Genomic DNA, 14531 nt, shown 5'->3' on the forward strand with positions numbered 1-14531 from the left:
AACCCTTGTCACTTAAATGAATAAACAATTATTCGAATGAAAATTGCTGAAATATCTATAAAGCGCCCCTCTATTGTTATCGTGGTCTTTACCGCCTTAACCTTACTGGGAATCATTAGTTATTTGTCATTGAATTATGAGATGCTTCCTAAGTTTAATCCGGGAGTCGTATCGATTTCAACGATTTATCCGGGCGCCTCACCGAATGAAGTAGAAAACACCGTTACTAAGAAGTTGGAGGACGCAGTGTCTTCCATGGAGAATATTAAAAAACTGGAAGCGACTTCTTTTGAAGGGCTTTCTGTTATTACTATTACGCTTACCAGTGAAGCGGATGTCGATTATGCGATCAATGATGCGCAACGTAAAGTCAACGCAGTATTGTCAGACCTGCCCGATGACGCGGAAACGCCCTCATTGGCCAAGTTCTCGCTTGATGATCTCCCCATCATTACGCTGTCTGCTACAGCCAATATGGATGATGCGCAATTTTTTGATTTAATTGATAAACGCATTCAGCCCATTGTTTCTCGTGTAAATGGTGTAGCGCAGGTGAATTTAATCGGCGGTCAGGAACGTGAGATACAAGTAAACCTAAACGCGGCGAAATTGGAAGCCTATGGTTTGTCTGCACTGGACGTACAACAGGTAATTCTCAACTCGAACCTGGATTTTCCAACAGGAAGTGTAAAAACCAAGAATCAAGATATCTTAATCCGCTTGGCCGGTAAATACAAATCGGTTAATGAATTACGAAATTTAGTCATAAGTACGGCAGACGACGGTGCACAAATACGACTAATGGACGTTGCTGACGTACAGGATGCACAGGAGGATGCTGAAAAAATAGCGCGACTAAATAGAAGTGGCTCCATTATATTACAGATCCTTAAAACCTCGGACGCAAATGCGGTAAAAGTAAGTGAAGGAGTACGGGCAATTGTTGAACGTTTGACCACTGATTACCAAAAAGAAAATCTTCAGATTGTTATCGCCAATGATACGTCCGACTATACGCTTGAATCAGCCGATGCGGTGGTACATGACTTATTCCTCGCCGTTATCTTAGTTGCGGTGGTGATGCTATTCTTTTTACATAGTTTACGAAATGCCGTCATCGTTATGGTGGCTATACCCGCCTCACTTGTCGCAACCTTTATTGGAATCTACCTTTTTGGTTTCACATTAAACCTCATGTCTTTACTCGGTTTATCGCTTGTGGTAGGTATTTTGGTAGATGACGCGATTGTTGTTATTGAAAACATCTATCGGCATATGGAGATGGGAAAGAATAAAGTGAGGGCTTCTTATGACGCAACCAAGGAAATTGGTTTTACCGTTGTGTCTATCACCATGGTTATCGTGGTCGTGTTCCTTCCGATTTCAGTGAGTACCGGTTTAGTATCTGATATTCTTCGGGAGTTTTGTGTGGTAGTGATGATCTCTACACTTTTGAGTTTATTGGCCTCTTTCTCCATCGTACCACTACTCACCTCTCGATTTGGAAAACTTGAACGCATATCAAACCGTAATTTTATCGGAAGGTTTATTCTTTGGTTTGAAAAGCAGTTGCATCGTTTCACCAATTGGGTAACGGGTATATTAAACTGGGCTTTGGATCATAAAGCAATCACGCTCGTTACGGTTTCACTTTTACTGGTTTCGTCCTGCGGATTAACTTTTGGTGGTTTTATTGGAGCAGAATTCTTCGCACAGAGTGATCGTGGGGAGTTTTTGGTCCAAATCGAATTGCCAAAAGATGCTTCTCTTGAATTAACGAACCAAGTTACTAGAAAGGCGGAGGACTTCTTAAGCAAGAAGAAAGAAATTGTTTCTTTAATCACGACCGTCGGTCAGTCGAGCGACAACCTTGGTGCTGATCAATCGACTGCGTACAAAGCAGAAATTACCGTAAAACTCACTCCCAAAGAAGAACGGGATGAATCATCTGATATTTACGCGGCCAAGCTAAAAGGAGAAATTCAAAAGTTATTGGTAGGAGCCAAGGTGAAAACCGTACCGATTGATATTTTAGGAGCCGCGCAGCAAGCACCAATTGAAATGGTCGTTACCGGTTCAGATCTGGATAGCGTATTGGCTTATGCCGAAAAGGCAAGAGCGCTTTTAGCGAAAGTTCCCGGTGCTGCCGAAACAAAACTTTCAGTGGAAAGTGGAAATCCCGAAATCACGGTAGAAGTAGACCGCGATAAAATGACCGCGCTTGGTTTATCGCTGCAAACTGTTGGAGGTACCATGCAAACCGCTTTTAATGGTAATACGGATGGTAAATATCGCCAGGGCGAGTATGAGTATGATATCAATATTCGCTTTGAAGATTATGACCGGAAGAATATTGACGATGTACGGAATCTTTATTTCACAAACAAGGACGGTAAGCTCATTAAGCTTTCTCAATTTGCTGTAGTAAAAGAAGGCTCGGGACCTAGCCAACTGGAGCGTAGGGACAAAAGTACTTCGGTTAAAGTGCAATCGCAAGCCGTGGGGCGTCCATCGGGTACCGTTATTCAGGAATTTGAAGGAAAGTTAGGGTCAATTCCGAAGCCGACGGGTGTCAGCTATGTTTGGGGTGGTGATATGGAAAATCAATCGGAGGGCTTCGGAACCTTAGGCGTTGCCTTGATGGTTTCCATCGTCTTGGTATATTTGATTATGGTAGCATTGTATGATAGCTTTGTGTACCCATTTGTGGTGATGTTCTCCATTCCATTATCCGTTATCGGTGCATTGCTTGCCCTGGCATTGACGAATAATTCATTGAATATCTTTACTATTCTGGGCTTGATCATGCTTATCGGACTCGTTGCAAAAAATGCGATCATTTTGGTGGATTTTACCAACCAAATGAAAGCGGAAGGGAATAGCACACGGCAGGCCCTTATCCATGCAAACCATGCCCGTTTGCGTCCCATCTTGATGACAACTATTGCAATGGTAATAGGGATGCTGCCCATCGCATTGGCTTCAAGTGCCGGCTCTGAATGGAAAAATGGCCTTGCTTGGGTTATTATAGGTGGTTTGATCAGCTCGCTTTTCTTAACTTTGATTATTGTGCCTGTAGTATATCAAGTGGTAGATAACATTTTACACCGCTTGGGATGGGATAAAAAGGGTAGGCCAATCGAAGAGTTAATGGTTGAGGAATACGATCATAAAGAAGTAAAAGAGTATGAAAGCCACCACGGCTAATTAGCTTATTAGTCAATTGGCTAATCAGCCAATTGACTAATAAATTGACTCGTCCAACTCACAGTTACCGCTGCCGTCATAAATAAGTCAAACCTTCTAAAGAATTAAGAATCAATAGATAGATCCCCTACCTTTGCTGCATTTAACAAAATATTAACATATTTATAATGTCAGCAAATACTGCAGCCAACAAAAGTACAGTCCGTAGATTTCGAAAAATAGCCTTACTGGAAGGGATTTCCTTTATCTTGTTGGTATTTATTGCCATGCCGCTTAAGTACTGGGCAGATTTTCCACTCGCAGTTAAATATGTAGGCTGGGCACACGGTGTTCTCTTTATTGCTTATGTATTTTCGCTAATTCAATGCTGGACAGAATATAGTTGGAAATTTGGAAGAGTCCTTTTATTTTTCTTTGCCTCGCTCTTGCCATTTGCACCATTTGTTGTAGAAAAAAGATTAAAGGCCGAAGCTAACTAAATCTATACCAATAAACATGAGGGTCGGATCGGTTAAAATGCCCATATACGGAGCATTGATAGCTAGGTTTATATTTTTACTGGTGCTTTACAGTTTACTGAGGCTTGGATTTTATTTAGGCAATCAGTCGTTATTTCCAAACATTAGCACCTCGCAATTCAGTAGTATTTTTCTGGGTGGCATCAAATTCGACCTATCGGCTTTACTTTACATCAATATTCTTTACATTTTACTCCAGATTCTACCTTTTCCATTTCGATATCATGTACCTTATCAAAAGGTAGCCAAATGGTTGTTTATCGTTACGAACAGCGTCGGCATTGCTGCTAACCTAATCGATATTGCTTATTATAAGTTCACGCTCAAGCGTACTACCGGTACTGTGTTCAGTCAATTTATCAATGAACAGAATAAATGGAAGTTAACGGTTGATTTTTTACTCGGCTATTGGTACCTCCTTATTCTATTTATTTTTTTGATTTATTTGTTTATTCGCCTTTACGATTGCATTCGTTTGAAGAATCCAATGAAACGAAATGCTCGGTATTATCTCAGTCATACGATTTTGTTTTTTGCTTTCGCTTATTTAACGGTTGTGGGCATGCGCGGAGGATGGCGCCACAGCACACGTCCTATCACCTTAAGCAATGCCGGTGAATTCGTCCAGTCGCCCAATCAAATGAGCATCGTACTGAATACACCCTTCGCAATTATACGAACTTTAAAAGCAGTCAGTTTAAAACCGGTTCATTATTACGATGAGGCGACGCTTCAAGGGATATATAATCCGATTCACCTACCACACGATACAGCTGCCTTTAAACCGCTTAATGTGGTTTTTTTGATTATTGAAAGTTTAGGAAAGGAACATGTAGGAGCGTTAAATCGAGATTTAGCCAACGGAACCTATAAAGGTTATACTCCCTTTATTGATTCGCTGGTTGAAAACAGTTACACTTTTACACATACATATGCTAATGGGCGAAAGTCCATTGATGCACTGCCATCGATTATTTCCGGTATCCCCTCCATCCGGGAACCCTTTGTTCTTTCCACTTATTCCGGTAACAAGACAACGAGCATTGCGAAATTACTGGCCGATAAAGGTTACGAAACGGCCTTTTTTCACGGAGCACCCAACGGCTCCATGGGCTTTTCCTCGTATACAAAACTTGCAGGTATCGAGCACTATTACGGCAAAACCGAATATAACAACGATACCGATTTCGATGGCATTTGGGGCATTTGGGACGAACCTTTTATGCAATTTATGGCTAAAACCATCAATACGTTCCATCAACCCTTTTTTACGGCTTTTTTTTCCTTGTCTTCTCACCATCCTTTTAAAGTACCGGCCAAGTATGCCGGCAAATTTCCGAGAGGCCCGTTGGAAGTGCAGGAACCGATGGGTTATACGGACATGGCATTGAGGAAATTCTTCGAAACCGCCTCGAGGATGCCTTGGTTTAAACAAACGCTTTTTGTACTTTGCGCTGATCATGCAACCGTTTCATACTTCCCCGAGTATCAAACCATCCCCGGTGCATTTTCTATTCCGATACTATTTTATTATCCCGGAGGAAACCTAAAAGGAAAAGCCGACAAGCTTGTACAACAGATTGACATTATGCCCAGCGTATTAAGTTATCTACACTATGATAAACCTTATTTTGCGTTTGGATTCAATGCTTTTTCACCGCAAACAGACAATTTTGTCATAAATAATAATGACGGCACCTTTAGTCTTTATCATGGTGATTACCTTTTGCTAAACGATGGACAGGTTAGTACCGCTTTGTATAACCTAAAGGAGGACCGACTCACTAAGCATAACCTAATTAAGGACGAACCGATCGTATTGGCAAAAATGGAAACTTATCTAAACGCTTTTATTCAACAATACAATAACCGGATGATTCAGGATGAATTAACCTATCATCCGATCAAGTAAACTGCGTCTCACTTAGAGTCTGCCGGCACTTAAAGCTCATTGCCGAAAGCGCCTCTCAATTAATAAGCTAAGTATTGATTATACACCTCCTGCATATACGCTTTTCCTTGATGAAGCAAATCTTCTTTACTATGTTGGCACGAATCCAAACTCTTCTGATAACTCATTACTTTTCCGACATTATCAAAAGCCACCTGGCAATATCCATTCACCGCTCCCCAGCCGTCAGACCAACTGAAAAAAGCAAAGGGAACGGTACTGTCATTCAGCAAATCTCTGCTCCATGTATACGGTTTAGCGTCGTAGCCTAATTGATTTAATAAAGTTGCCGCTAGATCAACCTGACTTCCTATCTTATTGATTCGCTTTCCGCGATAGGCAGGTTGCAACACATCTCCATACAATAACAAAGGTATACGATAACGCTTGGGGCAATTACTTTCCCATTGTTCCAATGGCAAACGATGGCCATGATCGGCCACAATAATAAAGAGCGTGTTTTTATACCAAGGTTTCGTTTTGGCTTGTTTTAAATAACTATATAAAACCGAGTCGGTATAAAAAGCCGTACTCCTAAAAAGATTGGGCAGATTATCTGTTCCAAAACGATGCACACCCGGTAGATCAAAAGGTTCATGATTATTCAGCGTCAGTAAAGTAGAGAAAAAAGGTTGTTTTTCTTTATCGAGGCCGCGCAGCTGTTTACCGAACGTCGCATGGTCGAATACTCCCCATTTCGATCGGGCTTCACGATGTGGAAAACAGAGCTGGTCGACGACCTTCCTACATCCATGACTTAACATATAGCCTTTGAAGTTATAAAATTCACTTTCTCCCCCATAATAAAAAGAAGTATGGTATCCCTTTTCTTTAAAATCGCTCATTAATGAAGGAAGCTCAGCCTGCTTTTGGATATTCTTTATAATACTTTTGGATGATTGGGTCGGAAAAGCACTCAAGATGGCAATCATTCCCTTATCCGTCCGATCTCCTGATGCATATATGTGATCAAACAATAAACCGTCCGCAATGAGCTTTTCCAAACCCGGTGCCACTCCCCTCTCACCTCCCAGTGATTGCACCAGATCGGCTGTAAAACTTTCCAGGATAATTAAAACCACATTGGGTTTTGATCGAATTAGAATTCGTGTAGTGTGCCCAGCTGTAGTTTTAAGCAACGGAGCGACCGCTTGCTTGGCCTCCGTATTTTTCATGCTGATATAAGGGTTACGATGTAATCCGCCGGCATGTAAGATATCATTAATAAAATACCAAGATACATTGGTAGCTGCATGGTTGGGGAAGGCATTGGTAGCGAAATAGACCATAGACGGGTTTAGCGGTGTCAGCCCCCATCCTCCACGTATTAATAGAAAAACCACGGATAGAAGCCCCAGTGATGTGAAAGTTTTTTTATACCATTTGTTTATGCCGACAAAAGTGCATTGGTAAATCTTCATCCATCTAGCCAGGTAAATGCCAAGACAACTTAAACTCAGCAACAAGAGCGAGGATAAAAAAATAGGAGACGAGGCGGCGGAAGCAATGGCTAAATGAGGTGAATCTAAAAATAAATCGACCGCCTTGTATGATATTAATGTATCCCATTCCCGGTAAATATTAAAATTAATAATATTGATCAGGGAGCAAGCGATTACTACGCTCCATACATACAGGCGAGATAGACGTTGAGAGATATGCAAGCGATCAACCCAGATCCTCAAAATCAGCACTAAAGTGGGGATGGCACAAATATAAGCAGCCATGGAAGCGTCCATACGCATCCCATATGCAAATATTTTCAGGACTTCCATCCAAGGTAACAGGTGGAGTTGTTCGTGAAAATAAGCCAGAAAAAAGGCTCTACAAAGGATAGCAAAAAACATCCAAAAGGCGAAGTATCGCCATAGGATGCCGAATAATTTATTCATGAAAATATTAAAAATCTTCTTAAGGTCTATCGCCGGCAAAAGCGTAAGTAATTTCGGTCTTTCCGTGAGGAACCGGATTCCCGTTATCATCAAGATTTACAAACACCAATTTATCAATAGTCAGGATACTCTTTCTTGTAATTTTGTTCCGTACTTCACAGGTCAGCGTAATTGAAGTAGTTCCAAAATGTGTAGCTTGAATACCCAATTCAATGATATCCCCAGCCTTTGCAGAACTCACAAAATTAATCTCCGAAATAAATTTCGTTACAACTTTGGAGTTCCCTAACTGCACAATGGCATAAATCACAGCCTCCTCGTCGATCCAGCGTAACAAGGTCCCGCCGAACAGGGTGCCGTTTGGGTTTAAATCTTCGGGTTTTACCCATTTTCTTGTATGAAAATTCATGTGTTAAAGGAGTAAGTTAAGGTGTAAGAGATAAGGTGTAAGGTATAAAGCGATGGTAGCCTTACCGTAAACCTTACACCCTACGCCTTTTACCCTACTAAATATGAATTGCTCTATTTCCCGTCGCTGCTAGAGCTGCTTCTTTAAATGATTCAGTAAATGTTGGGTGTGCATGGCAAATACGTGCAATATCTTCCGCTGACGCACGATATTCCATACCAACAACTGCTTCTGCAATCATGTCGGCCACACGTGGTCCGATCATATGAACGCCTAAAATTTCATCGGTACCGGCATCGGCTAGCACTTTAACGAAACCTTCGGTATCCATGCTTGCGCGTGCTCTCCCACTTGCTTTGAAAGGGAAAGACCCGGCTTTATACTTTATACCGTCGTTTTTTAACTGTTCTTCGGTTGCACCTACACTGGCAACTTCCGGCCATGTATATACGACACCAGGAATAAGATTGTAATTGATATGTGGCTTTTGCCCGGCAATGAGTTCAGCAACATAAACACCTTCCTCCTCCGCTTTATGCGCAAGCATTGCCCCTCGAATCACATCACCAATTGCATATATACCGGCAACAGGCGTTTCCAAGTGCTCATTAACCGGCACTTTTTTACCTCGTTCTTCCAATTTAATACCAACGGCATCCAAATTCAAGCCTTCTGTATAGGCTGTACGTCCTACGGCTACTAAGCAGTAATCGCCCTCTACTTTTACCGGATTTCCTTTTGTATCTTCAGCAGTTACGGTGACTGTTTTTCCCTTTACACTTGCTCCGGTTACTTTATGACTTAACAAGAATTCAAAACCTAGATTTTTTAGCGATTTCTGCAATTCCTTTCCTAAGCCTTTATCCATTGTAGGAATAATGGAATCGAGGTACTCGATCACCGTCACTTTTGCACCCAAACGTGCATATACCGATCCCAGTTCCAAGCCAATAACCCCTCCACCGATCAAGACCAAATGTTTTGGCACTTCAGTTAGATTAAGTGCTTCTGTTGAGGTAATGATTCTTTTTTTGTCAATGGTAATAAAGGGTAATGATGCCGGTTTTGAACCCGTTGCAATAATGACGTTCTTCGTGGTAATTTCTTCCGTTGTTTTATCATCCTTCGTAATTTTGATGGTATTCTTGTCAACAAAAGAACCAACTCCTTGATAGGTCGTCACTTTATTCTTCTTCATCAGGAAGGTGATTCCTCCGGTTGTTTGCTCCACTACACCGTTCTTCCTTTTGATCATTTGCTTTAGGTCGACCTTCAAGTTACTCAGATTGATACCATGTTCTGCAAAATGTTTATTCGCGTTGTGGTAGTGTTCACTCGAATCGAGCAAGGCTTTGGATGGTATACATCCGACATTCAAGCAGGTACCTCCCAAAGTACTATATTTCTCAATAATGGCTGTTTTTAACCCTAGTTGACCGCAACGGATAGCGGCTACATAGCCTCCGGGTCCGCTGCCTATTACTACGACGTCGTATTGCATGGATATAATTTATTTTCTTATCAATTTACAGATATTTTGCCAATTTCTGTTCACGAGCAAACAAAGTGAAATTGACAGTCAAAGGTATGAATTCTTACCGCTAATTCCTTATAAAAGCGTGAATTGAATGATAAAACTTGGATAATTTGACTTTTTTATTGACTATCGGATTGTTCATTCAAGACCATGCGCTTTTAGAATCAACATATACCTTTTCTCATAATTTGCATAGTAACTTTGGTGCAGGCCAAGGTAGCTAAAAAACCGGTCTTAAATCATCCATTCTTATCTGTATGAATAGCTTAGCTTCATAGAAAAAGCCCTGTAAGTATGACACTTACAGGGCCTTTAAACTGTATATTAAGTTCTATTCAGCTACGATTTTACCTTGCATCGTTCCCCAGTGTCCGGGGAAACTACATATAAATTCGTATACACCTGCTTTTGGTAAGGTAAATTCGATTTCATCTGACTGACCTGGACCTAAAAGCTTCGTATGGGCAATAATCGAGGAAGCAAAAGTAGAAGGGATATATTCATCATCCTTCGCTTTGAAAGCTTCTCCTCCAAAGGCCGCGATGTCAGTACCTTGATCTAAGACAACGGCGTTATGTCCCATTGACTCGATCGGTTGTTGTCCAACATTCTTCAACGTAAGTTTTACCTTTTCTCCGGCCTTTACTTTGAACAAATCCTTATCGAAACGCATGTCATCAGAAGCCTGAAGCTCGATATGGCTTGTTACCTGCACATTTTCTATACCGGGAACAGTGGCAGCAGCCGGAGTCTCTGCCGGGGTACTTGAAGCAGCCGTCTCTTCATGTTCGTGGGTAGCATTTTTATTCTCACCTCCACCACAAGCTGCTAAAAACAATGCCGCCGCTAAAGCCGGCACGATAAATACTTTCTTCATTTCTTTTCTTTTTTGTTTTTCTTATTAGCTAATTACAAACTTATTAATAATTTATCAAAATCCTTTTGCTTCTCTTGAAATTGTACCACATTAAGCTTTTAGGTGTTAGCAATTAGGTATTAGCTTTCGGATGTCAGCTATCGGCTCTAGGGTATAAGGTTTGAGCACGTCACCAACTATTTTCCTACTTAACCACTTAACGATTCAACTATTAAAGAATAGGGTGTCGCTCAAAGGGCTTCGTCCGATCAAATAAATAACGATAAGTGTGATGCGTCTTATAAATATGGGCGCCTATTTGCTTCTCTTGAAATTGTACCACATTAAGCTTTTAGGTGTTAGCAATTAGGTATTAGCTTTCGGATGTCAGCTATCGGCTCTAGGTATAAGGTTTGAGCACGTCACCAACTATTTTCCTACTTAACCACTTAACGATTCAACTATTAAAGAATAGGGTGTCGCTCAAAGGGCTTCGTCCGATCAAATAAATAACGATAAGTGTGATGCGTCTTATAAATGTGGGCGCCTATTTGCTGCGCCAAATTCATCATCTTGGGATTAAAATCGCCTATCCAATTCATTTGTAACTCTTCGTAACCGGTTTTCGCTTTTTTGTTAATAAATACACGGGCCGACTCCATTACCAAACCCACCTCTACCCCTTTACGCTGATGCTCGGGCACAATACCGAAAACTATACCGAAGAGCGTTTTGCAACGCTTAAACCATTTATTCCAAAGCAAAACAAACAGGCCTCGCAGCCCAATTTTCCCCTTTACATATTTCACTAATAGCTGATTTACATCGGGTATGCTAATAAAGAAGCCTACAGGTTCTCCTTCGTAATAAGCAAACCATAGTCCGATCGGATCAACGATCGGTTTTAAATTCTTCATTAATTTGTTAGCCTGCTCTTCTGTCATCTTTCCTACCCCATCATGGTTCACCCAGGCCTTATTATAAATCATTCGAAACTGTCGCGCTGCACGATCCAACTCGTGTCGCTTTACATGATCAAAATGGTAACCCTTCATTCCCAGGACACGTTTAGCCTTGGCCGCGTATCGATCATCTATGTTACCGTCTGTTAACCGTCTATAGGTATATTGTTTGAAATAGGTCTGAAAACCATAAGCTTCAAAAAGTGTTCTGTAAAAGGGCGGATTATAATTACTGCAATAGCAGGGTTCAACAAAACCGTCAACGAGCAGTCCCCACCAACGCTCCCTACTCCCAAAATTGATCGGACCGTCCATCGCTTCCATCCCTTGCTGTTTCAACCATTCCTTTGCGACGTCAAACAAGGCGAAGGCAGCCTCTTGATCATTAATGCATTCAAAAAATCCACAACCTCCCGTGGGTTGCGCATAGCTTTTGGCACTTATGGTATCAAAAAAGGCCGCTATTCGTCCGATTGCCTTTCCATGAGAATCAAACAAGACCCATCTGCAGCAATCGCCGATGGCAAAGAGGCCATTTTTTTGTCGGTCAAACACACTTTCTACATCTTCATTTAGCGGTTGTATATAGTTTTTATCAGAAGCATATAAAGACAAAGGTATTTCTAGAAAAATTTTAGCGAGTGCGGGAGTATCTACCTTTTTAATTTTCATTGGAATAAATTTGCTTTTAATGGCAATGAAGCTTGCATAAATTATTCACTGTCTTCTGTTTATAACAATTTATGCAGGTTTCATTCCTTTTTTATACGTCTACAAAACCATGGAAGATATATAATTTTGGCCCATGCTTGCAACTCTTACTTTATAGTCAGCTCACGAAAACCAGTCTGTTTTAAAACATAAGCGGTTAAGGCACTTTATCTTGTATAAATAAAAAGATTTGAAATTTGTTTTTAAACGAATAAAGATAAAAAAAATGCAACGTTTTCCGACTTTATGCGTCTTATATAAAAATCACGCTACATTAGAAGCGATAAAAACAAACCAATAGATACATGAAGGATACCGCTTTGCACTTATCGGGACGCAGTTGGTAAACCTCATGACCACTTAAAACAGTATTTAAATGAAAAGGTTATTCGGATCACTCGGATGGTTAGCAGTATTACTGCCTTTTATGTGCATGGGTATAGCACATGCAACCTTATTAAACAAGCTCGATGAAGAGCGCCGGGATGTTAGCGGTTTTAACAGCATACAGAACAGCGGGAGCTTCCACGTGTACATTAAAATGGGAAATACCGAATCGCTCAAATTAGAAGGCGATCCGGAAACCTTACAAAATGTAGAAACCGTGGTAGAACAGGGAGCACTTAAAATCCGCATGAAAAAGAACCTGAATTGGTTTTCGATCAATAAAGGACATGTATCGGTGTATATCACCGCTAAGCGGTTAACCGGCTTATCTCAGAGCGGATCAGGAAAAATCGAAGTGTCCGGTACACTTACTTCCCCGGCACTTGACGTGAAAGTAAGTGGATCCGGCAATATATCCTGTACGGCCAAGGTAGATAATTTTGTTGCTGCTATCAGTGGTTCGGGACAACTTGATATTCAGGGGTCTACTGAAAGTAACGACATCCGGATTAGTGGTTCGGGCAAATTTAACGGGGCAAAATTAACGGCTAATAGCACGAATGTTAACATTAGTGGATCAGGTGATGCCTATGTGTTTACCAATCAGGAATTAAACGCCAAAATCAGTGGCTCCGGTTCCGTCCATTATGCAGGAAATGTAAAAAGTGTGAATGCTTCCACCTCCGGATCAGGCAAAGTTAGAAGGCTATAAAGGGTATAAGGGATGAGGGGTAAGGTATGGGGGGGTAAGGTAAATCCCCTCTGCTCATTGCTCTATTAAGTTACTTGGCAACTCAAGCCTGACTAGTTATAAGTTCTACGTTATAGGTTTTAAGTAAGGGTCAGTGCTACTCGTAACCATCATCACATTGGCTGATCCTTTGTCTTACGTCTACGATCAACCATTTCCCTACTCAACTAGTTAAACTATTTCCCCGCTCAACTACTTCACTACTCAACTACTTCACTAATTAAACTTCAATGCTTTTCCGAAATTATACCGAAGCTGGATCATTTGTTGGTTGCTGATCTCGCCTGGTGTAAAGTGCAAACTGAACATAAAGAAACCTTCCACATTTCCTTTTCTAAACGGTCGCCAGCCAAGATCCAATCGATCGTAGCTATCTTTCGTGTAAAACCGGTCTCCGAATAGGATATCGTGTGCCTGCCCTTTATAAAAGGTATTATGTATAAACCAGGATCGGTAGGCGGCATGCAGGTCGGCAATGAATCCTTTTGGCGTACGGGTGTCATACTCTCCCCTTATACGATCCAATGATCCTAAACCACCGACCGCAATCGTCAGTGAATCCAGCACCCATTGATCGCTCAAGTCGGCCCCGATCTGCAAAAGAGCAACCATATTATCCCGCACGGGGAACTCGCCATTAGACGTATTGGCCGTATGCAGCATACTTAAATAATGTGAAAAGAAAAACAGGCCAGTTTGCGCTCTTCCGGACAAACCAACCATAAACTGTTCCCTTTTTTCAGCTGTTTGCCTACTGGTCCAATCAACCCATATCTGCTGATGGAAACTTCCCTTTCGATAACGGAAAAAGAGCCCTTCTATATTAGGCCGGTAATACATTAAGGTATCGTTCAATACGGCACGAGGATAGTCGCCCAATAGTTCGAAGCGCGGAAATGCACCAATATAAAAGGACAAGCCCCTGTTTTCGTAGTTATAGTAAAGGATTGGATTTACTTTTTCGCCAAAAGGTTCCGCACCAAACTCTTGTAAAAAGTTGACCCCAAAGCGGATACGATGTGTACTATCAAGCCGAAGCCCCACTTCGGGAGCAAAACGCATGCCCAGTATCGACTGTGAATGGAGCTTCGCATTTAAATACTCTCGGTTATCTGCAAAGCCGAAAGCCTTCACCTGCCATTCAAACTCCTGTTGTCCTCTCGAAACAAAAAATGAAAGGCAATATAAAGTAACCAGTACTAATTTTTTCATATTCTATAATGACACCCTTGGCAAGTTTCTATAGTTTTGCTCGAGTAAACAAGCTGCGCCAATAATTCAACGAAAGGTTCTTGATGATCATTTAATGTAGACATTCTCAAAAAAAAGCGGTTGAATAAATTCCAACCG

The 14531-nt window shown here is 41.3% G+C and carries 10 protein-coding genes; 4 read left to right on the forward strand and 6 right to left on the reverse strand.

Features of this window, described 5'->3' with window-relative positions; translation table 11 throughout:
- Nucleotides 1–36 precede the first annotated feature (36 nt).
- The 3 genes from M1D52_RS22830 (at nucleotide 37) to M1D52_RS22840 (ending at nucleotide 5637) form a co-directional block, all read left to right on the forward strand.
- Entirely contained in the window at nucleotides 37–3207 is a 3171-nt protein-coding gene (locus M1D52_RS22830; RefSeq protein ID WP_130854413.1) for an efflux RND transporter permease subunit, read from the forward strand.
- A 167-nt stretch (nucleotides 3208–3374) separates the two neighbouring features.
- Nucleotides 3375–3686, forward strand: a complete 312-nt coding sequence (locus tag M1D52_RS22835; RefSeq protein WP_013664980.1) for a DUF3817 domain-containing protein — start codon at nucleotides 3375–3377, stop codon at nucleotides 3684–3686.
- Nucleotides 3687–3702: 16 nt separating this feature from the next.
- The gene (locus M1D52_RS22840; RefSeq protein WP_437393663.1) at nucleotides 3703–5637 is read left to right on the forward strand and encodes an LTA synthase family protein; all 1935 of its coding nucleotides are present in this window, start codon (nucleotides 3703–3705) and stop codon (nucleotides 5635–5637) included.
- Nucleotides 5638–5696: 59 nt separating this feature from the next.
- Here the strand turns inward: M1D52_RS22840 and M1D52_RS22845 are convergent, their stop codons facing one another.
- The 5 genes from M1D52_RS22845 to M1D52_RS22865 all read right to left on the reverse strand — a co-directional run bounded on the left by M1D52_RS22845 (nucleotide 5697) and on the right by M1D52_RS22865 (nucleotide 12004).
- Nucleotides 5697–7568, reverse strand: coding sequence for an LTA synthase family protein (locus M1D52_RS22845; RefSeq protein ID WP_437393665.1), 1872 nt, complete (start codon nucleotides 7566–7568; stop codon nucleotides 5697–5699).
- A 19-nt stretch (nucleotides 7569–7587) separates the two neighbouring features.
- Nucleotides 7588–7977, reverse strand: a complete 390-nt coding sequence (locus M1D52_RS22850) for an acyl-CoA thioesterase (protein ID WP_013664977.1) — start codon at nucleotides 7975–7977, stop codon at nucleotides 7588–7590.
- Between the two features lie 97 nt (nucleotides 7978–8074).
- The gene (gene lpdA / locus M1D52_RS22855; RefSeq protein WP_013664976.1) at nucleotides 8075–9478 is read right to left on the reverse strand and encodes a dihydrolipoyl dehydrogenase; all 1404 of its coding nucleotides are present in this window, start codon (nucleotides 9476–9478) and stop codon (nucleotides 8075–8077) included.
- A 367-nt stretch (nucleotides 9479–9845) separates the two neighbouring features.
- The gene (locus M1D52_RS22860) at nucleotides 9846–10391 is read right to left on the reverse strand and encodes a plastocyanin/azurin family copper-binding protein (protein ID WP_013664975.1); all 546 of its coding nucleotides are present in this window, start codon (nucleotides 10389–10391) and stop codon (nucleotides 9846–9848) included.
- 443 nt (nucleotides 10392–10834) lie between these two features.
- Nucleotides 10835–12004, reverse strand: a complete 1170-nt coding sequence (locus M1D52_RS22865; RefSeq protein WP_437393666.1) for a hypothetical protein — start codon at nucleotides 12002–12004, stop codon at nucleotides 10835–10837.
- Nucleotides 12005–12419: 415 nt separating this feature from the next.
- On the opposite strand from M1D52_RS22865, the gene M1D52_RS22870 reads away from it, so the two are divergent.
- Entirely contained in the window at nucleotides 12420–13142 is a 723-nt protein-coding gene (locus M1D52_RS22870; protein WP_437361727.1) for a head GIN domain-containing protein, read from the forward strand.
- A 255-nt stretch (nucleotides 13143–13397) separates the two neighbouring features.
- Here M1D52_RS22870 and M1D52_RS22875 read toward each other — a convergent pair whose 3' ends face one another.
- Nucleotides 13398–14393, reverse strand: coding sequence for a hypothetical protein (locus M1D52_RS22875; RefSeq protein ID WP_437361725.1), 996 nt, complete (start codon nucleotides 14391–14393; stop codon nucleotides 13398–13400).
- Nucleotides 14394–14531: the final 138 nt, after the last annotated feature.

The sequence above is a fragment of the Olivibacter sp. SA151 genome (assembly GCF_054130995.1).